This window comes from Micromonospora sp. CA-248212, from assembly GCF_050948405.1.
Lineage (GTDB): Bacteria > Actinomycetota > Actinomycetes > Mycobacteriales > Micromonosporaceae > Micromonospora.
Genome location: NZ_CP192023.1, coordinates 7,063,256 through 7,085,133, shown reverse-complemented (window position 1 = coordinate 7,085,133; position 21,878 = coordinate 7,063,256). Strand labels below are relative to the sequence as shown.

The window sequence follows — 21,878 nt, the reverse complement described above, 5'->3', positions numbered from 1 at the left end:
CCTACGTGCGGCCTCGTCCTGTCCGTCGATGCACGACGCGTAGACCTTGAGCAGCACATGCACGCTGTGCCCGGCCCATTGGGCGTGGAGGATGCGCTCTGCGCGGCCGAACGCAGGGCCGTCGAGACCGCCGAGCCCACGCCGTACGGCAGGGAAGTTATTGTGGCTGCCCGCCAGGCGGGGATGCAGGTGGCGGCGGTCAGCAACAACTCGGCCGGCGCGGTGGCGGCCTACCTGACAGCGCACCGGATTGCGGGGTACGTCTCGCCGGTGGTCGGGCGGGCGTACGCCGAGCCAGGCCGCATGAAGCCGAATCCGGAACCGATTCTGCAAGCCGTGCGCGCTCTCGGCGAGCCACCGGCTCGGTGCGTGCTGATCGGTGACTCCCTCTCCGACATCGAGGGAGCGCGAGCCGCCGGGGTCGCGGTGGTCGGCTACGCGAATCGACCGGCGAAGGTCGAAGTTTTCCGGCTCGCCGGGGCGGGCGCGGTGGTCACCAGCATGGGAGAGATAGCCGCTGTGCTGATCGGCCGGGAAAGCGGCTGAATGCCGGGCTTTATCGCAGATATGTCATCGCGTCGGGAGTGGCCGAGCTAAAAGTGGGTGACTCCGTTTTTCTTTGCCCACGCCCGCAGGGTCTTTGCGATGTGGTGAGTGCCGTGCTCTGAGATCATCAGAGCACTGAAATACACTTCAAGGTCAAGGATCTGGGTCAGTGGTTCCTGTGGCACGCCCTTATAGTCGCCAAACGAAATCTCTACTGCATACTGGCGTGGCATCTTGGGATTCGCGAATCGATCCGGCATCTTGTCAAAGAGAATCCGGTACTCTCTGCCTGGCGGAATTGAAGCGATCCCATTTGTAAATACGGAAAGGTCGGATAGCTTGGTTGGCGCGCTTGGATCTTCGTACAGCGTGCTCAGCAGTTCTGGCGAGAACTTGAAGCGTACATCGCGGGCCATTGTCTGGCCCACGTTCTTGATCACCAAGTCCATGAAGGGGTGCCCCACCCCTCGCGTGGGCTCAAAGTCTATGACTACGAAGGGCTGCGCCTGAGCTTCCCGAAGATTTCGAGCCTCTTTCACTTGATGGAAAGCAGCTTTCGCGGCGTAGCCAGCAATGCCTAATGCGCTGACGGTGGATAAGGCACTTATCCATCCCGGCACGTCACCTAGGTCTGGAGTAAAGGTCATCAAATCCCTCCATGGGATCAAGGGCTTGGCATCCTTCTCGATTAGTTTGTCTGACGGCGCGACTTGCGCACCCTCTGACTGCTCCATGAATCGAAAGCTTTGTCAGGGAGGTGCTTCTCCGTCAGTCCCGTCCATAGCTCGATATTGCGCCAGTGTCCGACGGCCTCATCGGCGCTGGTAGGGGATATCTTATTGGCGAGACTGCCTAGGCGTTCCCGGAACTCCTCATCACTCAGGAGGCTCGCGCCTGGCATGTATGCCTTCAAGTCCTGAAACTGTGCCGGGTCTGTAAGCGCCCGGTCGATTTTGTTGCGGATCTCCTGCCGGTTCTTGTCGGCTTCCGCCGTGTCCGCGAATCTTTCGAAGAATTCGGTTATCCCATTTCGGACCGCTTTAACCAAGAAATCTTCGGTAACTCCGACACGCAGCACTTCGCCAAGCCTCCGCCGCAACACTGAGAGGTTCAATGCCGGATCGTGGTTGCGATCGAATTCCTCGCCGAAATAGAAGGCAAGAGCCAGCGGTGCAGTTGCGTTGTATAGCCATTCCCGACTCACATCCCCGCCTTCTGCAAGGGCTGCGATGAGAGCCTCTACTAGTTCGCCGTCCCGTCCCTCTGCGTAGCCTGTCGACATGCGATTAACCACCTTTGACAATTCAGTTAGATGGAAGTCGGGGCTCCTGTTATCGAGTCTTGAAGTGCCTCGGACGGTCGTCGTCTCGCCTGCCGATCTCACTGATGGTTGGGTCCGGCTTAATGACGACGGGAGGATCCGCAGGCTTCGGCGAGTCGTTGGTGCCGCTCCCACCCTGTTGATCTTGTCTTTCATTGGACATCTCTTTCCCCCTTCTCATCTGAGGATCACAGCTAAGAGTGCCAACACCACCAGGGTGATGGCGAGGACTAGGAGCCGGACTGCCCAATCCAAGCGGTTGAGTTTTATGTCCAACTGGTCCTTGTTGCTCTCGTAATCTGCGATCCGTGTATCGAGGACCACGCGCTTCGTGCAGTCTGGCTTCTTGTTGATGTAGCCCAGGTAGAGGCCCCGTGGGTATATCCCTGCCTGCATTCGTGGCCGGAGGATCGAAGCCGCCAAGGTCGCTGCAGCGGCTGCGACCACCGCGCCGGGCAGCGCCCATCCTGACTTGCTGTTGAGTGCCAGTCCGGCCAACACGCCGGCGAATCCAAGAACTTGGCCGGCTCGGCTGTCGACAGTCTCGGCGCGCTTCTCCTGCGCAGTCCGTTCAACGTCGAGCTCCGCGCGGACGATGTCTAAGGATTCGAATTCTCGATCGCCCCCGTTGGTCATCTTTCCGTCCTTTTGCCCGAAACGCCTTTACCGGCTTGGGGTCTTAGGAGTGCCGCCCATGCAGCAGTGTCCAACCCGCCTTCTGAGAGTGGCAGGAGGGTGCGACAAGGCTGCTCCGCGAGCGCGACGCCAGCGCCCTGGCCGAGCGATCCCTGTGCCGCATCTGTGTCGTTGGGCGGTCGATGGCTTGGATAGTGTTCTGCCTGGCCATGGCCGCATTGGCCAGATCTTGAGGCCGATAAGGTGGCGATGTTGTCCTGGGCTAGTAACCCGCATCCTCGGGCCATCGACGGACACCTCATTGCGGCGTACGGTCGGGGGTACGCGATGTACCCAATGCTGCGAGGTGCCTCCATGTCCGATCAGCAACTCACTCCCGGCCAGCGCGTCGAGCGGCTTCGTCGCGCTGCTGGCCTGTCCCGCGAACAACTCGCCGGCCTTGCCGGGCTCTCTCCGACCACCGTCAAGTTCGTGGAGAACGGGCGTCGAAGCCTGACGTTGCGGGCCGCTCAGCAGCTTGCTCCACACCTTGGCGTGCGGGACCTCGGCGACCTGTTCGGCCCGCAGGTGACCCTCTCGCTCGACGGACGCCCAAGCCATCCCGCCATCGGCGACGTTCGTCGCGCACTGACCGCTTGGCAGATCACCGTCTCCGGTACGCCAGACTCCCCTGACTATTTGCGAGGTGCCGTGGATGCCGCGTGGCAGACCTGGCACACCTCGCGGCATCAGCGCACGGAGGTCAGCGTCATCCTGCCCGGCCTACTCGACGCCACCCAGCGCGCCGCTCGGCTGCACACCGGCGACGACCGGCGCGCAAGCCTCGCGCTGCTCGCCCAGGCGCATCATCTCGCACAGGCATACCTCGCCTGGCACGGTGACCGTGAGCTGTGCTGGCTGACCGTTGATCGAGGCATGGCTGCGGCCCTTGACGCCGACGACCCTCTCGCCATCGCTCAGTCGACCTGGTACGCGGCACACCTGTTGCGGGCGGTCGGCCGCGGTGACGAAGCGTTGGAGCGTTTGCGGGAGGCTCGCGCCTTGATCGAACCCCGGGTCGCCGATGGGGGCACCGAGTGGGCGGAGATGTTAGCGGACCTGTTCCTCTGTACCGCCTTGACGAGGGCCCGCACCGGTGACCAGGGCGCGTGGTCGGATCTAGATGCCGCCCGTCGGGTGGTCGAGCAGGCGCTACCAGCGAAGTTCATCGGCCTTCGCACCCGGGTGTCGCGGCCCTTGGTCGACGTGTACGCCGTGATGTGCGCAGTGGACCTAGGGGATCCGGATGAGGCCCAAAGGCGTGCGCATTCGCTCGATCCGGCGTCGATCCCGTCGACTGAGCGGCGCGGCCGACACTATGTCGAGCTTGCCCGATCCGCTGATCTTGAGGGAGCGCAGGAGGCGACACTTCACTTGCTGGGTCTCGCCGAGACCACGTCTCCGGAGACCGTTCGATACTCGCCAGCCGCCCAGGAACTGGCGGGGAGGCTGGCTCGGGAGGCGCCAGCGGCGATTCGGGCTGAGGCGATTCAGTTGGAGAGCCGGATAGCGGTGCCGGAACTCTAGGGGTACGTCCTGTCGCTGGGTACGTCTCGTACCCTCAGCGGTTCTCCCAACTCCATAGCGTGTCCTCGCGATTGCAGTAGGTGTTGCGGGCAGCCGTCGACCCGGAGGGGCAGCGGCCAGGCCGCCACGCCCTGAGGCGGGAGGACGCCACGATGGTTTGGCCTTTTAGTTCGCTGCGCCGGAGATTCCGGTGGCTGTCGCTCGCCGCACCACGGACGGCCATTGGGCCGGCGATCCAACGGGCGGAGCAGGAGGCGGCGCGGGCGCGGCTGCTGGCTCAGGCTCGTGACCAGTCCGCCGATAGGCCGGAAACCGGTGCGGGTCGATGATCGGGGAGGTGCCGACCACCGTCACGGCGGCGGTGCGAGCCCGAGCGGCCCAGGGCGAGCGGGCCGCCGCTGCGCTGGATGGCCGGCTCGCCGATTTCCACGTGCCACGCCGCCCGGAATGGACCTGCCGGAGCTGTGAACAGGACACGCCCTGGCCGTGTGCGCCGGCCCGAGTCCGCCTGGCCGAGGCCTACGGGCGGGACCGGATCGGCCTGTCCATGTACGTCGGCAGCCTGCACGCGGTGGCGGTGATTGAACTGCCTGCCATCCCGGCGGGCGAGCTGTACGAGCGCTTCGTTTCCTGGGCCCGTTGACACGGCGACGACTACTTTCCCTCGGGCTCGTCCCGTCGGGCTTCGCGGATCGTGGTGTCGGCGAGTTTTTCGACGGCGCGTCGACGCTCCTCGGCGAGCGCCCGCTCGTCCGGTTTGCGCAGGACGCCGACGACGGCGACCAGAAAGTCCCGCCAGATGCTGAGCAAGAAATTCCCCCCGTGGAACGCTTCAGGGGCCTCACCCTAGCCCGCTCCCGTGATCCGGCACACCCCGACCAATCGGTCGTTCCATGCCGTGGAAAGGGGTATGAAGGGGCTGGTATCTGCCCACTCCGGAAGGACGCGTCCCGATGACCCTGGAACGACCGATCGCCCCGGACCCGTACGAGCTGCTGCCGACCGTTCCCTCGTTCACCCTGACCAGTGACGACGTGCAGAACGGCGAGCCGATGGACGTCCGGCACGCGCACGGCAGCGCCGGCGGTGAGAACGTCTCGCCGCAGCTCACCTGGTCGGACTTCCCCGCCGAGACCAAGAGCTTCACCGTCACCTGCTACGACCCGGACGCGCCGACCGGCAGCGGCTTCTGGCACTGGGTGCTGGTGAACGTGCCGGCCGATGTCACGCAGCTCCCTACCGGTGCCGGGGGCGCGGCGGGCACCGATCTCGGCGGAGCGTTCTCCGTCCGCAATGACTACGGCGAGCAGGGGTACGGGGGCGCGGCGCCGCCGCCCGGTGACCGCCCCCACCGGTACGTCTTCGCGGTGCACGCCCTCGACGTCGACCGCCTGGACCTGACCCCCGACGCGAGCCCCGCCTACGTCGGCTTCAACCTGACCTTCCACACCCTGGCGCGGGCGGTAATCCGCCCCACCCACCAGACCAAGGAGTAACCCCACCGCGCCGATCTTGCACTTTCTGTGCCGACATACCCCCGCAAAGGGGACGTTACGGCAACAGGAAGTGCAAGATCGGCGCGGGTAGGAAGGGTCAGGCGGGGACGCGGGCCACGGCGAAGACGGACTGGCCGAACGGGGGGCGGACGACCTGCTCGGCGGCCTTGGTGGCGGGGAGGACCAGGGTGTCGTACACCTTGACCATGGGGCCCTCCTTCGGCATCAGCCGGAAGACCTTGGTGGCCATGAAGTAGCCGATCAACCCGAGCGCGTTCGCGTAGTGGATCTTCTCTACGGTCAGGCCGGCCTCGGTCATCGCCGTACCGAGCGTCTTCTTCGTGTAGCGGCGGACGTGGCCGGTGGCGATGTCGGCCGGGCTCATGGCGAATTCGAACGCCGGCACGATGATGATCACCGCGCCGCCGGGTCGGACCAGGTCACGCATGCTGCGCAGCGCGCCCACGTGGTCGTCGATGTGCTCCAGCACGTTGTACGAGACCGCGGCGCTGTAGTTTCCCCGATCGTTGTGCGGCAGCAGCATCTGCCGGACGTCGACGCCCGCCTGGCTGGCGAGCCGCTCCTTGAGCTGCACGAGCCGGTCGGGGTCGGCCTCCGTGGCGGTGAACCGGGGCAGCCGCTGCGACCATTCCAACGCGTAGTCGCCGAGGCCGCTGCCGATCTCGATCGGGTCGTCACCGAGGTACGGCACCGCCAGTTCGACGAACCAGCGACGGTGGTTGACGGCCATCGCCAGGCCCTCAAGCACCTCGGACTGGACGCGCTGGTCCCCAGTGATTTCTGCCATGCGTCGATTCCTCACGATATGAACTCGACCCGTGCCTGGACCGACAGAGTGAATCATCCGCTTGGATGGCAGCGGAATCGGGGGAGCTGTTGGCCGAATTGCGGGTCGGGGGGGTGGGCACGTGATCGGCGGTCGGCGAACCCGGCACATAGTACGGCAGTACCTCGAAACATGTCACGGCACCGTCATACGCTGACTACCCTATGAATTGTCATGACTACTCCCGAATCGGACGCTCCCGGCGACGGTCCGTCCACCGCGTCGCGGGTGGAGGAGCCCGGCGACGGCGATCGGTTGCGCCGTAACGGGAAGTGGGCCGATCTCGCCGCCGTGCTGAGCTTCGTGGTGCTCGCCTTCTGGATCACCGGGCGTCTCTGGTGGGACCCGGGCAGTGGAGTGCGCGACAACCGTTCGGACCAGTCGCAGTTCGAATGGATGATGGCGCACGGTGCGCGGGTGGTCACGCAATTCGCGTACCCGTTCCACTCGGACCAGATGAACGTGCCGGACGGCGTCAACCTCATGGCAAATACGTCCGTATTATCCATTTCATTGCCAATAACGCCGATCACCCTGTTGTTCGGGCCACGTGTGTCATTCCTGCTCTTTCTCACTCTCGGAATGATCGCCACGGCCACGGCCTGGTACTTCCTGCTCTCCCGCGTCCTGGTCAAGAGCCGGGGGCCGGCCTGGCTGGGCGCCGGCTTCTGCGCGTTCGCGCCGGCCATGGTGTCGCACGCCAACGGCCACCCGAACATCGTGTCGCAGTTCGTCGTCCCGCTGATCATCTGGCGTACGCTGCGGCTCGCCGACCCCGGCCGCTGGCTGCGTAACGGCGTGCTGCTCGCCCTGGTGATCGTCTGGCAGGCGTTTCTCAACCTGGAGATCCTGCTGATGACCGCGATCGGGCTCGGCGTGGTCGTCGGCGCGCTGGCCCTCGCTCGCCCCGCCCTGCGGTCACGGACCCGAGGCTTCCTCGCCGGCCTGGCCGTCGCCGCCGTGGTCGCCGGTGCGCTGCTCGCGTACCCGCTGTACGTGCAGTTCTTCGGCCCCGGCGCCTACTCCGGGTTGTCCAGCCTGATCCGTGGCTACTCCAGTGACCTGGCCTCGTTCGTCGCGTACTCCCGGGAGTCGCTGGCCGGCAGCCCGCGCACCGCCGCCGGCCTGGCCAAGAACCCGACCGAGGAGAACAGCTTCTTCGGCTGGTCGCTGCTGGTGCTGGTGGTCGCCCTCGTCTGGTGGCTGCGGCACTCGGCGGTGGTGCTCGCGCTGGCCGGGCTCGGGCTGCTCTTCGCGGTGCTCTCGCTCGGCCGGGAGATCCGCTTCAACAATCGCGGCACCGGGGTGCCGGGGCCCTGGGCGGCGCTGGAGAACCTGCCGATCCTGCACTCGGTGGTGCCGACCCGGTGGGCGCTGGCGATCACCCCGATCATCGGGGTGTTGCTCGCCTACGGTGCCGAGCGCGCCCGCGAGCTGGCCCGCGCCCGACCGGCGGCCCGGCTGCAGATCCGCTTCGCCACCGCGACCGTGCTGACGATGGCCCTGCTGCCGATCCTGCCCACCCCGCTGCCGGTGGTCCAACTGGATCCGGTGCCCACCTTCGTGACCAGTGGGGCCTGGCGGCCGTACGTGGCTGGTGGGCGCAGTGTGGTGACCCTGCCGCTGCCGGACACCACCTACGCGGAGCCGCTGCGCTGGGCTGCCGTCACCCGGCTCGACATGCCGCTGGCCCGGGGCTACTTCCTCGGCCCGGACACCCGCCCGAGCGCCCAGCCGCCGAAGGTCGCGCTGTTCACCGCGCCGCCGCGACCCACGAGCAGCTTCTTCGCCACCATCCGCCGTACCGGCGCGGTGCCGCCGATCACCCCGCAGAGTCGGGTCAAGGCGGTCGACGACCTGCGCTACTGGCGGGCCGGCGTGGTGATCCTCGGACCGCACGAGCATGAGATGGAGCTACGTCGCGGTATGACCGAGCTGACCGGTATCCAGCCGACCTTCACCGGCGGCGTGTGGGTGTGGGACGTCCGGTCGCTGACCGACTGAAAAGCGGGTCAGCCCTGGCGGACGCAGCAGCCCTGGCAGACCTTGGGGCTGGGCAGCGTGAAGGCCAGGCAGCAGGTGCGGCGCTGGACGCTGGGCTCGCCGGCCGGGCCGGGGACCAGCTCGACCAGGTCGGCCAGGTCGAGCGCGCCGAGCAGGGTGTCGATGCTCTGCACCGTCGAGCCGGGCAGCGCGTCGGCACCCCGCAGGATGCCGTGCGCGATGCCGGAGGCGACCGAGCCGAGCAGCGTCCGGGTGCCCACCCGCACCTCGGCCTGGATCGCCGCGATCAGCGGGGCCAGGTGGGCGTCGAGCAGGGAGGCCCGCAGCTCGGCGAGCAACTCCGCCTCACCCGCGACGACGCGTACCTCCGGCAGGCCGGACAGCGCCAGCGGGTCGCTCGGCAGGACCGCCACGGTGGTGCCGCGGCGCAGACCCAGCGTGATCAGGGGCCGGTGGTCCTCGAAGTGGATCAGCACGTCGGACGGGTGGAGCAGCGGGACCCGGCGGGCCGAGGCCCAACCGAGCACGACCGGCAGCGCCGTCCAGTAGCTGTACGACTTCCAGGCCAGCGCGGCGCAGGCGTGCGGGGTGCCGCCCCAGCGGACACTCGCGGCGCGCAGCAGCTCCGGCAGGCGGGTGCCGTCGACCAGGGTCGTGGCGGGCGCCCAGCCCAGCTCGTCGTCGACCAGCAGCCCTCGGGCGAGCCCGGGGAGGTCGTCGGTGCCGAACATGGTCCGCAGCGCGGCCGTGACGGGGGCGAGCGGCGTGGCGGTCACGTCCCGCCTCGGCATCACCGCAGTCACCTGAGCCGTCCCCCGTCCGGATGGCCGAGGAGCCTCCCCCGGCGGACGGTCAGATGCCGTCCTGAGCTAAGGCTAGCCTAACCATGCTCGCCGGCATACCCGAGTGTTCTGTAATCCGGGCGACAGCGGCTGCCGTGTTCGGGCAGGCCGAGAGGCCCCGGACCGCGTACCGCGATCCGGGGCCTCGTAAACGCGACTTGAGGGCCTGTTTCACAAGAGCCGGCCCTTATGAAAGAGCCCTAATCGTTCAAGCCGCAGTCCTTGGCCGGCGTGGGCGTGCACGGCAGCTTCCGGTAGTCGGCCGGAGGAGTCACCGTGACCTTCGCCAGGTTCTCCTTCGTGCGGGGCAGCCACTCGTAGTCGCTGGTGGTGGTGCCGGTGAACACCTTGTTGACGACCCGGACCGGCTGGTAGGACTTCGCGTCGACCCAGATCTGCATGGACTCCTCGGCGGTCTTCGCCGTGTCCATGGCGCTGTCCGGGCCGCCCAGCCACTGCAGGTGCACGGTCTGCCTGCCGTCCAGCCGCTCCTTCCCGACGAGCGTCACCTTCCCGCTGTCGACGGCGCGCTTGAGGTCCTTGGGGTTGAGCGACGGCGGTAGGTATTGGACCTGGTTCGTGTCGGCCGGCTTGAGCGAGGAGACCTGGTAGGTCCACCACTTCTTCTTGTCATGGTTCAGCTCGACGGCGGTGGAGCCGTCCAGCGCCACGGTGTACGAGCGGACGTCGCCGTAGTAGATCTTGTTGTCCTGCCGTTCGCGGCTGGTGGTGCGGTCGGCCCAGAGCTCGATCAGGCTCGCCTGCTTGCCGTCCCGGCCCTGGTGCTTGGCGGTCTCGTGCTGGACGTACCCCGGTAGTTGGCCCAGGGCGGTGGCCGTCTGCTCGGCGACGTAGCCGACGGTGAGCATCTCCGGCGCCTCCTTCGGGGCGCCGCCGCCTCCCACGCCTCCGGGAGTGAACGCCAGCGAGGCGCCCACGGCCACGGCGGCGACCACCGGCGCGGCCACGGCCAGACCCAGTGCCCGGGTACGACGGCGGTTCTTACGGTGCAGGGTCTCGGTGAGATTCGATGGTGCGGTCATGGTGTACGTCTCCTCGTGGAGCCGGTCGCCCAGTAGGCGGCCCAGCTGTTCGTCGTCGAGAGCGGTCATCGCAGGGTCCTTGCCTCTTCGGTTTCGTGAAGGTCGCCGAGTAGTTCGCGCAGCCGCGTCAGCGCCCGGGAGGTGTACGACTTGACCGTTCCGATTGAGCAGCCGATCAGCTCCGCCGTCTGCTCGATGGAGAGGTCTTCGAAGTACCGGAGCACGATCACCTGTCGCTGCCGTACGGGAAGTTGGGCGAGCGCCGTGGCGACCGTCTGCCGCTCCCCGACGCCGTCGAATCCGGGATCGGTGGAGCGGAAGGCGTCGGGGTTGTCCGGCAGCGCCGTCTCGCGTGGGCGTCGCAGCAGGTCCCTGATCCGGTCCCGGGACAGGTTGACCATGACCTGCCGGACGTACGGCTCAGGGGCCTCGCGGGCCTTCGACCAGCGACGCATCGTGCGCAGCAGGGCCGTCTGCAGCAGATCCTCCGCGTGGCCCCGATCCCCGGTGAGGAGGAACGCGAGCCGCAGCAGCGCCGCCGACCGTTGCTCGACGAAGCTGTCGAAACTCGGATCAACTCTCACGGGGATAAGGACTCCAGCCGCCCGGCGGGGGTTGCCACCGCCGGCCGCCGTCACAGGCGGCAAGACATGAGCTGTCAAGCGGTGTGTCGGGAACATGCCAGATGAGTGTGCGCTCGGCCACGGAACGTGAAACTGATACTCCCGGCCGCGAGGAAGCCGATGACGACCTCACCCCTCGAGCGGGCTGCCGAGTCCTTTGCGGCCGAGCTTGCCCGCCAGCGCGCCGGGCGGGGCCTCTCCAAGAAACAACTGGCCGTGCTGATGGGTTTCGACCCGTCCTACGTGAGCCACGTCGAAGGGCGCCGACACCGCCCGACCGAGGACTTCGCCCGCCGCGCCGAGGCCGTCCTGGAGGCCAGCGGCGCGATCTGGCAGCGTTTCCGCGAGTACGACGACCTCCGGCACGCCCGCTCCGGCCAACCGCAGCGCGAACCCCCGCTGTCCAGCCAGTGGCTGCCCCCCGGCACCGGCCTCGTGGTGGAGCGGGAGTTGGCCACCCTCACCCACACCGATGACGGCTACCGGTGCGTCATCCGCCGCGAGCTGTACAACGCGGGCACCGAGCCGGTCACCCGCTACCTCGTCCGCGTCGCGGTGGACCGCTACCCGAACGATCCCGGTCGCTCCAACCGGCACCACCGGGAACACCCGCTCACCTTCGCCGAGCTGCAACTACAGGCCCGACGCGACGACGGCACCGGCGACTCCGAGCCGATGCACTGGCGGGCGAAACACGACCGGGACGCGTTCAAGGAGATCTGGCTCCTCTTCGAGAACGGCGAACGCCGCTTTCCGCTGTACCCCGGCGACCGGACCACCATCGAGTACGCGTACAGCGTCGGCCACGACAAGTGGGGCCCCTGGTTCCAGCGGGCCGTCCGGCTGCCCACCCGGCGTCTCGCCGTACGCCTGGATCTGCCGGCGGCGTTCGATCCGCAGATCTGGGGCGTGGAGACCTCGCTCTCGGCGGAGGAGGGCCCGCTGCGGACGGCCCCGCAGCGGCACGACGAGGGTGACCGGGCGATCGTCGACTGGCAGACCGACGACCCGCCGCTCAACGCCCGCTACCGGATGCAGTGGCGCTTCCGGGCTCGGCCGGACACCGAGCCGGACGCCGGCCCCGGCGCCACCCGGGTCCGCCCCAGCGACCGCATGCGCGGGATCGGCATCGTGCAGCGCGGCGACGACCTGCTCCGACAGCCGGTGCGACAGTTCGACCTCCCCGGCGAGGAGCAGGCGGCCCGCGAGATCGTGGACCGCCTCATCATGGCGCTGGCCCGACTCGACGAGCTGCACCCGTTCAGCAAGGGGGTCGGTATCGCCGCCCCACAGCTCGCCATCGGCCGTGCCGCGGCCGTCGTCCGACCCCCCGACCGCTCGGCGGAACCGGTCGTCCTGCTCAACCCCCGGGTGGTCGACGCCGACCCGGAGACCGACGAGCAGTACGAGGGGTGCCTCTCCTTCTTCGACCACCGCGGTCTGGTGCCCCGGCCGCTGCGGCTCGACGTCGAACACGCCCAGTGGGACGGCAGCCGGATCATCACGTCGTTCGAGTTCGGCATGGCCCGGCTCGTCGCGCACGAGATCGACCATCTTCAGGGCCGGCTCTACGTGGACCGGATGGCGCCGGGCGTGCCGCTGGTGCCGGTCGAGGAGTACCGGGAGACCGGGCGACCCTGGCGCTACTGAGACAGCGAGGGGACCGGGGCGCGCGCCCCAGGGGGCAGGGGCACGCGCCCCGGTGTGGGGGGAGGAACGTCTAGAGATCGCCGAACGTGTCGTAGCGGACGGTCGACGGCGGCACCTCGTCGGCGGCCAGCACCCGCAGCGTCGACCGGACCATCTGCGCCGATCCGGAGACATAACAGTCGTGCGTGGTCCACGGGCCGTACCGGGACACCACGTCCGGGATGTCGCCCTGCTCGCCGTCGAAGCCCGGGTCATCGCTGCACGCGGCGGTGACCGACAACCACGGATGTGCGGCCACCAGATCCTGCAACCCGGCCAGCCCGTACAGGTCCGTCGCCTGCCGGGCGCCGTAGAAGACGTGCACCCACCGCGTCCGGTTGTAGGTGGCCAACTCCTCCACCAGCGCCTTGATCGGCGCGAGCCCGACGCCACCGGCCACGCAGAGGATGTCCCGCTCGGAGGAGCGGTCCAGGGTCATCGACCCCATCGGCGCCGCCAGCCGCAGCAGGTGTCCGGGCCGCACCCGGCGGACCAGCGCCCCGGACACCCAGCCCGCGCCGGGGCTCCGGACGTGGAACTCCAGCACGTTGTCGTCGTTCGGGGCGTTCGCCACCGAGTAGTTCCGCCACACCCTCGGGTGGAAGCGGGGCAGCTCCAGGCTGACGTACTGGCCCGCCCGCCAGGGCAGCGGGTGTTGCAGGGCCCGGCAGGTCAGCACGGCGATGTCGGGGCCGTGGCGCTCGTGGGTCAGCACCTCGGCGTGCCAGAACGGCGGGTTGTCGTCGTCGGCCGCCCCGGCCACCATCTTGGCGGCGATCGCCGCGTACGCGTCCCGCCACGCCTGGTCGTACTCCAGGTTCCAGCCGTCGCCGGCGGTGCTGCGCAGCGCGTCGAGCAGCGCGACGCCCATCGTGGCGTAGTGCCGGTCGTCGACGTGATACTTGCGGTGGTCGCGGCCCAGCGCGCGCAGGAACTCGTCGAAGCTCTCCGGGTCGTCCACGGTGTGGATCGCCGTGATGATCGCCTCCAGCAGGCGGTCACCCTGGCCGGCCATCTGCACCGGGAAGAGCTGGCGCAGGGCGGGATCGAGCAGGAACACCCGAGCGTAGAAGTGCCCGGTCAGCCGCTCCCGGTCCTCCTCGACCAGGGTCCAGCTCTCCTTCAGCAACCGTGCGACATCGTCCACCGGTGCTCCTTCTCCAGACGGCAGCGGATCGGGCACCCATAGAATCTCCACGGAGCGTGTGCACCGGTCGCACAGAATGTGCGATCGGTTCATGCCGGCCGGTCGGCCCTGCCCGCTGGCCGGTCCGTCGGGCAGAGTGGTGCGGTGACCGTTGAGCTGACCCGCCCGGTGTCCCGCCGGCTGCTGGGGACCGAAACGTTGCTGGTCCTGGGCCTGTCCCTGGGCCAGTCCGCCGTCTACGCGGTGGTCTCGATCATCGCGAAGCTGACCGCCGAGGGCCCGCTCTCCAAGCAGACCGCCGCCCTGAACACCTCCGCGTCGGCCCGCCCCTGGCTGGACCTGACGTACCAGCTCCTCGGCATCGTGTTCGCGCTGCTTCCGGTGCTGCTCGCCGTACACCTGATCAGCCGGGACCCCGGCGACCCGGCGCGGACCCTCGGCCTGGACGCGCGGCGGCCCGGCCAGGATCTGGCCCGGGGCGCCGGCCTGGCCGCGCTGATCGGCCTGCCCGGCCTGGCCCTGTTCTGGGTGGCGGCGCACCTCGGCCTCAACGCGACGCTGGTGCCGGCGGCGCTACCGAAGGTCTGGTGGGCGGTCCCGGTGCTGATCCTCGCCGCCGTGCAGAACGCCGTGCTGGAGGAGGTGATCGTGGTCGGTTACCTGGTCACCCGGCTGCGCCAACTCCAGTGGCGGCTCGCCGCGATCATCGCGGCCAGCGCGCTGCTGCGCGGCAGCTACCACCTCTACCAGGGCTTCGGCGCGTTCGTCGGCAACGCGGTGATGGGCGTCGTGTTCAGCCTCTTCTACCTGCGTACCCGCCGGGTGATGCCCCTGGTCATCGCGCACACCGTGCTCGACGTGGTCGCCTTCGTCGGCTACGCGTCGCTGCCCCGCGAGTGGTTCGACTGGTTGTGACCGCTCAGCGTCGGTGCGGCCGGTAGGCGGCCACCGCCCGCGCCGCCAGCCGATCGGCCGCCGCCGCGTCGCCGAGCGTGGCGGCGACCACCGCCGCCCCCGGCACCAGTCTTGACGCCAACCGCAACGCCACCCACCCGCCGGCCTGCGCGGTCAGCGGCGCGGCGAGCCGCCAGGCGGCCTCCGCCGCCTTCGGCCACGTCCCCTCCACCGGATCACCGGCCTCCCGCGCACCGAGCAGCGCGGCCCGCGCGCTCGCCGCGTCGGGATGCACCTGGGTCAACACCAGCAGCTCCTCGGCCCGATCGGGATGCGCCGGGTCGCGTCCGTACGCCGCCGCGAGGTGCAGCACCAGGTTCGCCTGGGTCCAGAGCACCGACACCAGCTCCGCCAGCGGCGCGAACAGACCGGCCAGCGCCGCCGCCGCCCCTCCCGCGCCCGCCGCCCGCACGTACCGCCGGGTCGCCAGCCGGGCCAGACCGTCCGCCGGAGCGTCCGGGTAGCGGTCCCGCAGCCGCCGCGTCCACTCGGCCGCGCCGGGTCCGAGCGTCCGCACCGCCTCCATCGCCAGGAACTCCGGAGCGAAACCGGGATGGTCGCGCAGGCGCGCGACCACCGCCGGCAATTCGGGGGTACGCGTCGAAGCCGCCTCGGGGTTGCCCGGGGGGACCGCCGCTGCGGCCGGCTCGGGGGTGATCGCGGAAGCCGCTTCCGGCGCGGGTGCCGGTGCGACTGCGGGTGCGCCCGCCTTCGCCGTGGCGGCTCTACGGGTGGGCGTGGCGCGCTTGCGAGGGGTTGGCGTGATCTCGGTCGGCTCTGGTGTGACGGGCGTCGCATCCGGGATGACCGGCGCTGGCGGAGGTGGTGTCGGTGCGACGGCCGCCGTGCTGGTGGCGGTCTTCCGGGGCCGGGGCGCCCGCGCCCTCGGTGGCTGGCCCGTCGGCTCTCCCGCCGCGCCGGGAAGCGCCTCGTCCTGGGCGGGTCGAGCTGCGCCCTGGGCGGGTTGAGCTGCCTTCTTGGCGGACTTCCTGGTGGGGTGCGCCCCGGTGCCGGCGGGTTCCTCGGTGGGGTGTGCCGTGTCGTCGGCGGGTTCCCTGGTGGGGTGCGCCGCGGTGCCGGCGGGTTCCCTGGTGGGGTGCGGCGCGTCGCTGGCGGCAGCGGGCGGCTTGACCGGGGTGCTCTCCGGGTGGGCGGGGGCGGGCTCTGTCTGCCGGGGCAGGGGACGGTCCGGATCCGGCGGTTGGAAGATCACCGGCGCCGCCTTGGCCCGGCGGGGACGCGGGCTCGCCGGTGCCGCCGGTGCCGTTTCGGCAGGCTGATCGGTCGCCTGCGGCGGCGTGAACGTGGCCCGCGCCGGGCGCCGACGCGGGCGCTCAGCAGGCTCCTGGCGGGTCGGTTCGCTGGGCGGCTGCTCCTGCATATCGATGGAGCGTAGTCCCGATCACGCCCCCGCACAGCGGTGAAATACCGGGGCGCGCTGCCCGGGTCGGCGTACCCCGGAAGTCGTTTTGCCCCCGGTGGGTGCCGACCTGTATCCTCGGGCGCGGTGGTCTGCGGGCCACCAGGGAGACTTCGCCTAGTCTGGTCTATGGCGCCGCACTGCTAATGCGGTTGGGGTCTTAAAGCCCCTCCCGGGTTCGAATCCCGGAGTCTCCGCGCGAAAGCCGGGTGTGTACACTGGCTGAGCACGAGCGCCCGTAGCTCAATGGATAGAGCATCTGACTACGGATCAGAAGGTTAGGGGTTCGAGTCCCTTCGGGCGCACAAGATCAGGGCCGTTTCGGGAAACCGAGACGGCCCTTTCCGTTCCCGCACAGCGGCGAAGTACCGCAACGTTCTAATCCGCCTCGGTGCCGCTCATCCGCTCGCCCTGGCGCTTCAACGCGGCATGGAGTAAGGCAGGGACAACGCGGCCGCCGTTGTGGCCGCGTTGCGGGCGAGGGCCTCGCGGGCGCCGTCCGGGCCGAGGGCGATCACCGCACGAACGCGTTCGAGGATCTCATCCTCCCAGGCGATCGGGTGCGGGCGGGAACGGTTCAGTTCGCCGGCCTCCTCAGCCAGCGCCGCAGCCGCCAGCGCGGCGTCCCAGTCACCGCGGATCACATGCAGGTAGGCCAGTTCCTCGGCTGCACGTATGTCGGGGTCGGTCAGGCCACGCTCCGCGTCCTGGGCTTCCCACTCCAGTCGGTAAGCGAGCAAGCCCTCGACATCTCCGTAGCGGTCCAGGAACGGGATGCCCTCCCGGAGTACGACGTCCCGGATGTCGGCCATCACCGGTTCGTAGCCGGCCAGGGCGTCCGGCTCCGGGAACACTCCCTCCAGCCGCCGTGAGCACGTGTGGCCGTCGGCCGCTGGCACCGCGAGCAACCAGACGATCACCTCGACCTGGAAGTTGGGCCGCCGGCGCAGTGGTGGTACTGGTTGCACCGTCTGGGCGGTCCAGCCGACCGGCCCCCGCACCAGTCGGCCCTCCGCAGCACGCCAGCCATCACCCAGAGCGGGCAGCAGGTACGCGTCGACGGCCTTTTCCCACCTGCCGACATCCACGTGATCATCCCCTTCTCAGCATCGAACGGTGATCGCCGGAACGTTCCGATACCTTGCCGGGAGCTGGTTCTGTAGGTCCCCGTACCACTTGGTTTCGAGCCCCTTGGCGCCGGTCTTCAGGTCGAGGATGAGTTCCGGTCGCAGTTCGTCCACGCCGAGCACGACATCCGGCGCCTTGGCGCCCTTCTCCCAGCCCTCTCGTGCGGTGACCGGATTCTTCCACCTCCTGGCGAGCAGACCGTTGCGGTAGCCGACCTCCGCGAACAGGTTGGCCGATGCCGGTTCCGCACCGACGAGCTCGGCGAGTCGTTTGTGCACCCGGTCGCCCCAGTGCTGCGGGGACTCTCCGGGCCACCGCTGCACGTCTTTGCAAGCCTGCTTCGCGAGCTGTTCGACGCGGGTCCTCGCCTGCTGCTGACGGGTGTTCAGCGCCGGCGGGTTCGCGCCGGTCGGCAGGTACTCATGAGGCTTGTCCGCCGGCTTGACGCCCAACGTGCCGTTGCGTTTGATCTCGTCGGCGAGGTCAGCGGCCATCTTCTTGGCATCCGCCGTGGTGACCGCCCGGGCGACCGCCGTGTACGCGGCATACACCTGGTGGGTCTTGGGTTTCCGGGCCGGCGGGATGTAGTACGACGCGCGGCACCGTACCGTTTTGGTGTCCTTCGGCTTCATGATCAGGACTTCCGGGCAGGTCTGCACCGGCCTGCCGTCCAACGTCATGGTGATGTTCACCTCGACGGTGACCTGCTTGTCGATCGTCACGTACTTGGATGCCGACGTCACCCTGCTGCGGAGCTTCAGGTTCGCGGTGCAGCCGTTGGTGGTGCAGGGGCTGAGGCTCGCGTCGCCGGTGAGCGACACCTGGACGATGCTGTCGAGGGACTGCGCCAGTACGCCCATCTGACGTTTCACCTCGTCGAACAGCAACTGCCGCTGGTCGTCGGTGAGAACCTGCAGCTTGGCGCGCAACTCGACGTCACTCACCCGGTGCGCGATCGTCTGAAAGCCGCTCCCCGACTCGGCCACCGGGGTGGTGCTCATACCCAACAGCCGTTTCGGTTCGGCCGTACTGATCAGGTACGTGACACCGTCGAGGACCACCGCTCGTGCCTCGACGCCATCCACCGAGGTGACCACGCCGAGTCCGAGTGACTCCTCCTGCTGCGGATAGCCGTTTTCCTCAATGCTCGGCACCATGCCGGTGGCGAGCAGAGCCGGCGCCAGGACGTCACCGAAGTCGAATCCAAAGAGGTCGCCCGCGACCCGCACCCACCGGTTGGCAAACTTTTTCTCGCGCCCGTCGGTGATCCCGGCCTTACGCCAGAACGCCTCGCCGACCTTGAGGAACGTACGATCGCCAAGGTCCAGGATCTCGGCGGTCTGGCCGTCAGTGATCAGCTTGCCCCGCACCGTGCCTTCGTTTGTCACCTGGGCGTCCATGCTGATGCGGTCGCCGTCCGGTCCGGAGAACGACCCCTGGTAGCGGACCGCCGGCGTGGTGAGCAGCCGCTCAGCCGCCTGCCTCAACTCCTGATCGGCGGTATTCACCGCCACCTGCGCCTCAGTGGCCCGTTCCTTTTTGCCACCCGGGTTGCCGGTGAAGCGGGGCACCACGACAAGCGCGCCGATCGTGCAGATCAGCAGGAACGCCAGGGCCAGGCCACCAAACAGCAGCAAAAGCCGTCGCGGCCGTGCCGGTTGCGGCGGCAGTGGCGGTGGCGGTGGCGGTGGGGGCAGAAGAGGCGGTGGCGGCGGGGGAAACGGTGGCGGCGTCGGGTAGTTCATGGCGTCTCGATCCATCGACAGCAAACCGGCGCTGGTCAATGTATACGTTTCGGCCAAGCCCGCGTGGTGCCGCTGTGCACGGCGGACGCGCAAGCGAAATCGGGTTCACCTTCTGCCGCGATCAGTGCGCCGAGGTGTGGCAGATCAGCTGGCGGACATGTGGCGCGCGGCAGTCGGCGGCGGACAATCGCCACCGGTGATTGTCTGGTCCGACCACCCGCTTGACGAATACGTCCCAGGACATGCTTGACGTTCGGTCTGGAACTCTGTTCTGAGGAGGGTTATCGGGCGGTCATATATCGATGCGCCGCTCGACGGCGGTCGGGTCGTCTGGCTCGCCGAAGCGGAGGGTGGCGTGGGCTGGCTTGGTCGGGAAGGCCCGCAGCAGCGGCTCTACAAACCCCAGGCCGCCGAACTGCTGACCGCACGCGGGCGGCGAGTCGGAGGATCGCCGACGGTTACGGCCACTCGGGTATGACGCAAGTCACAAAATGGCCGTCCGTGGGGCTTACCAAGTGCCTGGCTTTCGTCATCTGGGTTGCGTCCTTGACCAGGCTGACATTGCCCAGGAGGGCGGCACGGCACCTTCTGGTTGCTGTCGAAGCACATGGACTATATGGAGCTGGATCGCCTTCTGGGCATGATCAATTCTGGTAAGACGCGGCTCGCCCGGCGGTCCGGCTCTTAATAACGTGACCTCATGCCCGAGTTGATTCTGCCGACTGTCCGCCTGCACGCCGCGTTCTTGAAATGCCGCGACGACTGGGGCCCTGGCCTTCACGAGGACGGCTTCGGCCTGAGGGCTGACGACGATGTGGACTCGCCCGAAGGCTTCGCCGCTTGGGTGCACGCGCGGGTCCGAATGGTCCATCCGGCCGGCGATCCGTGTCCGGACGAACAGCACGGCTCACCCCGGTGGATCGTCGAGAACGGCCACGTACTCGGGGGTATCGCCCTCCGGCACAAGTTCGATGACGAGATCGGCCAGATCGGCTACGGCGTCCGGCCGTCCGCGCGCCGCCGAGGACTGGCGAGTTGGGCACTCGGCGAGATGCTCACAGAGGCTCGCGTCGTCCTGGGCCTAGATCGCGTCCTCATCCCTTGCCTGGCCGACAACATCGCGTCGGCCCGGACGATCGAACACCACGGCGGCGTCCTCGAGGGCATCCGCGACACCGAGCACGGTCCAGTAAGGCGCTACTGGATCGCCTTGGATCGGTGAGGTCACCCGGCCGAAGCCGTAACTAGGAACTACCCGTATTAGGCAAGGGCGGCCCGGGAGGTGCGGACCGTGTTGGATGTGAAGCCGTACCGGGACGCGCTCGCGCTGCCAGGGTTGCGGCCGCTGCTGCTGGTAGCGATCCTGGCCCGAGTGCCAGTGGCGGCCACCGCCGTGGTGATGACGCTGCACGTCCTCGATCTGGGCCGCGGCTTCTTCGCAGCCGGGCTGGTCGGGGCCGCGATGACGGTCGGTTCGGCGCTCGGCGCGCCATTGCTCGGCCGGCTGGTCGACCGACGTGGCCTGCGGCCGATGCTGCTGCTGACCACAGCGGTCTCGGCGTTGTTCTGGGCTACGGCACCGGTTCTGCCGTACCCGGTGCTGCTCGGTGCCGCGTTCGTCGGCGGGCTGCTCACCCTCCCGGTCTTCTCCGTGGTCCGGCAGTCGATCGCCGCGCTGGTCCCGCCAACCCAACGCCGTCAGGCGTACGCGCTGGACTCGATGTCGGTCGAACTCAGCTTCATGATCGGGCCAGCCGGGGCGGTGGCCTTGGCCACCAGGGTCTCGCCCACCCTGACCATGTACGCCGTCGGCGCAGGGATCGTGCTGGCCGGACTCACCCTGCTGGTGCTGAACCCGCCGACCCGGGCGCGTGACGAGGCGACGACGCCGGCACCGGCACTGCCGCGCCGGCAGTGGCTGACCCCACGGCTGATCGGACTGCTCGCCGGCGGCGCGGCGGGCACGTTGGTGATCGCCGGCATCGATGTGTCGGTGGTGGCGGTGCTGCGTGATGCTGGCCAGCTCGACTGGACCGGTGTGGTGCTGGCGCTCTGGGCGTCGTGCTCGTTGATCGGTGGCTTCACCTACGGCGCGCTGTCCCGCCCGGTGCCGTCGCTGATCCTCACCCTGGTCCTCGGTCTGGTCACCGTTCCGGTCGGCCTGGGCAGCGGCCAGTGGTGGCTGTTGGCCCTGATGCTGCTGCCGTCCGCAGCCTTCACCGCGCCGACCGTGGCGGCCACCGCCGACGCCGTGAGCAGGCTGGTGCCGGCGAGCGTACGGGGTGAGGCGATGGGCCTGCACGGCTCAGCGATGGTGGTAGGGGTTGCGCTCGGCGCCCCGCTGGCCGGGGCGGTGATCGATGCCACCGTGCCAGCCTGGGGCTTCGCCGCGACGGGCCTACTCGGCGCGCTGATCGCGCTGGCGGTACTGCCGACCCGGTCGAGTCACCAACACCCCGAATCCGCGGCCGGACCCACCACCATCCCCACCGTCGCTCCCTGCTCGATTCCGCCCCCGCTCGACCGTGCTGTCTCACCATCCGCCCTGTCCGCAACCCGCCGGCGACGCGCGAGAAGTTGACCACCACAAGTGCGGTGACCACCGCGGCGTACGCAGCGGACGGCCCGACCAGCCCCAGCGGAGGCGGCCCCGACCATCGCCGCGATGGTGGCCGACCTTCGCGCGGTGGTCGCGGTGACCGCGCTGGGCGCGGCGACGTTCGTCGGTTTCCTGGCGCACCGCTACGGCGAGCTGACCGGTCCCGGCGATGCCTGGTCCTACACCGTGCTCATCGGCTTCGCCGCCGTGCTGGGGACCGCTTACCGGTACGCCCGATCGGTGACCGCGCACCTGGCTGACGCCTCGGTGAG

20 protein-coding genes, 2 tRNA genes and 1 pseudogene are annotated in these 21,878 nt (G+C 68.8%); 11 read left to right on the top strand and 12 right to left on the bottom strand.

Annotated features, from left to right (window positions below):
• Positions 1 to 84: 84 nt before the first annotated feature.
• Positions 85 to 546: pseudogene (locus ACQP03_RS33370) on the top strand (HAD family hydrolase); the annotation flags it as partial.
• Positions 547 to 593: 47 nt separating this feature from the next.
• Here ACQP03_RS33370 and ACQP03_RS33365 read toward each other — a convergent pair.
• The 3 genes from ACQP03_RS33365 to ACQP03_RS33355 all read right to left on the bottom strand — a co-directional run bounded on the left by ACQP03_RS33365 (position 594) and on the right by ACQP03_RS33355 (position 2,503).
• Entirely contained in the window at positions 594 to 1,280 is a 687-nt protein-coding gene (locus ACQP03_RS33365) for a hypothetical protein (protein WP_396832097.1), read from the bottom strand.
• Complete coding sequence (locus tag ACQP03_RS33360; protein WP_433459678.1) at positions 1,235 to 1,828, bottom strand: hypothetical protein; 594 nt, start codon at positions 1,826 to 1,828, stop codon at positions 1,235 to 1,237. Before ACQP03_RS33360 ends, ACQP03_RS33365 begins: the two co-directional genes overlap by 46 nt.
• Positions 1,829 to 2,044: 216 nt before the next feature.
• Positions 2,045 to 2,503, bottom strand: coding sequence for a hypothetical protein (locus ACQP03_RS33355; protein WP_433459676.1), 459 nt, complete (start codon positions 2,501 to 2,503; stop codon positions 2,045 to 2,047).
• Positions 2,504 to 2,857: 354 nt separating this feature from the next.
• Here ACQP03_RS33355 and ACQP03_RS33350 point away from each other — a divergent pair, with 354 nt between their 5' ends.
• The gene (locus tag ACQP03_RS33350) at positions 2,858 to 4,069 is read left to right on the top strand and encodes a helix-turn-helix domain-containing protein (RefSeq protein ID WP_396832100.1); all 1,212 of its coding nucleotides are present in this window, start codon (positions 2,858 to 2,860) and stop codon (positions 4,067 to 4,069) included.
• 325 nt (positions 4,070 to 4,394) lie between these two features.
• Complete coding sequence (locus tag ACQP03_RS33345) at positions 4,395 to 4,712, top strand: hypothetical protein (protein ID WP_433459674.1); 318 nt, start codon at positions 4,395 to 4,397, stop codon at positions 4,710 to 4,712.
• 11 nt (positions 4,713 to 4,723) lie between these two features.
• Here ACQP03_RS33345 and ACQP03_RS33340 read toward each other — a convergent pair whose 3' ends face one another.
• A complete protein-coding gene (locus ACQP03_RS33340; RefSeq protein ID WP_396832102.1) occupies positions 4,724 to 4,879 on the bottom strand; it encodes a hypothetical protein in 156 nt (51 codons plus the stop codon).
• A gap of 143 nt (positions 4,880 to 5,022) precedes the next feature.
• Here ACQP03_RS33340 and ACQP03_RS33335 point away from each other — a divergent pair, with 143 nt between their 5' ends.
• Positions 5,023 to 5,565 carry a YbhB/YbcL family Raf kinase inhibitor-like protein gene (locus ACQP03_RS33335; RefSeq protein ID WP_433459672.1) on the top strand — a complete coding sequence of 181 codons (543 nt, stop codon included), beginning with the start codon at positions 5,023 to 5,025 and terminating at the stop codon, positions 5,563 to 5,565.
• A gap of 97 nt (positions 5,566 to 5,662) precedes the next feature.
• On the opposite strand, the gene ACQP03_RS33330 is transcribed toward ACQP03_RS33335, so the two are convergent.
• Positions 5,663 to 6,373 (bottom strand): class I SAM-dependent methyltransferase, encoded by a 711-nt coding sequence (locus tag ACQP03_RS33330; RefSeq protein WP_433459670.1) that lies wholly within the window; start codon positions 6,371 to 6,373, stop codon positions 5,663 to 5,665.
• A 213-nt stretch (positions 6,374 to 6,586) separates the two neighbouring features.
• Between ACQP03_RS33330 and ACQP03_RS33325 the strand changes: the two genes are divergently transcribed.
• Positions 6,587 to 8,416, top strand: coding sequence for a hypothetical protein (locus ACQP03_RS33325; protein WP_433459668.1), 1,830 nt, complete (start codon positions 6,587 to 6,589; stop codon positions 8,414 to 8,416).
• 8 nt (positions 8,417 to 8,424) lie between these two features.
• Here ACQP03_RS33325 and ACQP03_RS33320 read toward each other — a convergent pair whose 3' ends face one another.
• The 3 genes from ACQP03_RS33320 to ACQP03_RS33310 all read right to left on the bottom strand — a co-directional run bounded on the left by ACQP03_RS33320 (position 8,425) and on the right by ACQP03_RS33310 (position 10,891).
• Positions 8,425 to 9,207, bottom strand: a complete 783-nt coding sequence (locus ACQP03_RS33320; RefSeq protein ID WP_396832104.1) for an IucA/IucC family C-terminal-domain containing protein — start codon at positions 9,205 to 9,207, stop codon at positions 8,425 to 8,427.
• Between the two features lie 251 nt (positions 9,208 to 9,458).
• Positions 9,459 to 10,370 (bottom strand): hypothetical protein, encoded by a 912-nt coding sequence (locus ACQP03_RS33315; RefSeq protein WP_433459666.1) that lies wholly within the window; start codon positions 10,368 to 10,370, stop codon positions 9,459 to 9,461.
• Positions 10,367 to 10,891: a SigE family RNA polymerase sigma factor gene (locus ACQP03_RS33310; protein ID WP_433461239.1), complete on the bottom strand. Its 525-nt coding sequence runs from the start codon at positions 10,889 to 10,891 to the stop codon at positions 10,367 to 10,369. Before ACQP03_RS33310 ends, ACQP03_RS33315 begins: the two co-directional genes overlap by 4 nt.
• Before the next feature lie 153 nt (positions 10,892 to 11,044).
• Between ACQP03_RS33310 and ACQP03_RS33305 the strand changes: the two genes are divergently transcribed.
• Positions 11,045 to 12,574, top strand: a complete 1,530-nt coding sequence (locus ACQP03_RS33305) for a peptide deformylase (protein WP_433459664.1) — start codon at positions 11,045 to 11,047, stop codon at positions 12,572 to 12,574.
• A gap of 70 nt (positions 12,575 to 12,644) precedes the next feature.
• On the opposite strand, the gene ACQP03_RS33300 is transcribed toward ACQP03_RS33305, so the two are convergent.
• Complete coding sequence (locus ACQP03_RS33300; protein WP_433459661.1) at positions 12,645 to 13,760, bottom strand: globin domain-containing protein; 1,116 nt, start codon at positions 13,758 to 13,760, stop codon at positions 12,645 to 12,647.
• 144 nt (positions 13,761 to 13,904) lie between these two features.
• On the opposite strand from ACQP03_RS33300, the gene ACQP03_RS33295 reads away from it, so the two are divergent.
• Positions 13,905 to 14,675 (top strand): CPBP family intramembrane glutamic endopeptidase, encoded by a 771-nt coding sequence (locus ACQP03_RS33295; protein WP_357131669.1) that lies wholly within the window; start codon positions 13,905 to 13,907, stop codon positions 14,673 to 14,675.
• 4 nt (positions 14,676 to 14,679) lie between these two features.
• Here ACQP03_RS33295 and ACQP03_RS33290 read toward each other — a convergent pair whose 3' ends face one another.
• Entirely contained in the window at positions 14,680 to 15,927 is a 1,248-nt protein-coding gene (locus tag ACQP03_RS33290) for a hypothetical protein (protein ID WP_357171800.1), read from the bottom strand.
• Positions 15,928 to 16,240: 313 nt separating this feature from the next.
• Here ACQP03_RS33290 and ACQP03_RS33285 point away from each other — a divergent pair.
• Together ACQP03_RS33285 and ACQP03_RS33280 are read left to right on the top strand one after the other, a co-directional pair.
• Positions 16,241 to 16,331 (top strand) — tRNA-Ser (locus ACQP03_RS33285).
• A 35-nt stretch (positions 16,332 to 16,366) separates the two neighbouring features.
• A tRNA-Arg gene (locus tag ACQP03_RS33280) sits at positions 16,367 to 16,439 on the top strand.
• Between the two features lie 114 nt (positions 16,440 to 16,553).
• Here the strand turns inward: ACQP03_RS33280 and ACQP03_RS33275 are convergent.
• Together ACQP03_RS33275 and ACQP03_RS33270 are read right to left on the bottom strand one after the other, a co-directional pair.
• Positions 16,554 to 17,222, bottom strand: coding sequence for a hypothetical protein (locus tag ACQP03_RS33275; RefSeq protein WP_357393801.1), 669 nt, complete (start codon positions 17,220 to 17,222; stop codon positions 16,554 to 16,556).
• A gap of 15 nt (positions 17,223 to 17,237) precedes the next feature.
• Entirely contained in the window at positions 17,238 to 19,100 is a 1,863-nt protein-coding gene (locus ACQP03_RS33270; protein ID WP_357131678.1) for a hypothetical protein, read from the bottom strand.
• A gap of 607 nt (positions 19,101 to 19,707) precedes the next feature.
• On the opposite strand from ACQP03_RS33270, the gene ACQP03_RS33265 reads away from it, so the two are divergent.
• Positions 19,708 to 20,229: a GNAT family N-acetyltransferase gene (locus tag ACQP03_RS33265; protein ID WP_357131681.1), complete on the top strand. Its 522-nt coding sequence runs from the start codon at positions 19,708 to 19,710 to the stop codon at positions 20,227 to 20,229.
• Positions 20,230 to 20,307: 78 nt separating this feature from the next.
• Positions 20,308 to 21,588, top strand: a complete 1,281-nt coding sequence (locus tag ACQP03_RS33260; RefSeq protein WP_363660864.1) for an MFS transporter — start codon at positions 20,308 to 20,310, stop codon at positions 21,586 to 21,588.
• Positions 21,589 to 21,878 lie beyond the last annotated feature (290 nt).

Coding starts and splice junctions, on each gene's coding strand:
- ACQP03_RS33365 (WP_396832097.1), bottom strand. CDS start 1,280: ATGGAGCAGTCAGAGGGTGCGCAAGTCGCGCCGTCAGACAAACTAATC.
- ACQP03_RS33360 (WP_433459678.1), bottom strand. CDS start 1,828: ATGTCGACAGGCTACGCAGAGGGACGGGACGGCGAACTAGTAGAGGCT.
- ACQP03_RS33355 (WP_433459676.1), bottom strand. CDS start 2,503: ATGACCAACGGGGGCGATCGAGAATTCGAATCCTTAGACATCGTCCGC.
- ACQP03_RS33350 (WP_396832100.1), top strand. CDS start 2,858: ATGTCCGATCAGCAACTCACTCCCGGCCAGCGCGTCGAGCGGCTTCGT.
- ACQP03_RS33345 (WP_433459674.1), top strand. CDS start 4,395: ATGATCGGGGAGGTGCCGACCACCGTCACGGCGGCGGTGCGAGCCCGA.
- ACQP03_RS33335 (WP_433459672.1), top strand. CDS start 5,023: ATGACCCTGGAACGACCGATCGCCCCGGACCCGTACGAGCTGCTGCCG.
- ACQP03_RS33330 (WP_433459670.1), bottom strand. CDS start 6,373: ATGGCAGAAATCACTGGGGACCAGCGCGTCCAGTCCGAGGTGCTTGAG.
- ACQP03_RS33325 (WP_433459668.1), top strand. CDS start 6,587: ATGACTACTCCCGAATCGGACGCTCCCGGCGACGGTCCGTCCACCGCG.
- ACQP03_RS33320 (WP_396832104.1), bottom strand. CDS start 9,207: ATGCCGAGGCGGGACGTGACCGCCACGCCGCTCGCCCCCGTCACGGCC.
- ACQP03_RS33315 (WP_433459666.1), bottom strand. CDS start 10,370: ATGACCGCTCTCGACGACGAACAGCTGGGCCGCCTACTGGGCGACCGG.
- ACQP03_RS33305 (WP_433459664.1), top strand. CDS start 11,045: ATGACGACCTCACCCCTCGAGCGGGCTGCCGAGTCCTTTGCGGCCGAG.
- ACQP03_RS33265 (WP_357131681.1), top strand. CDS start 19,708: ATGCCCGAGTTGATTCTGCCGACTGTCCGCCTGCACGCCGCGTTCTTG.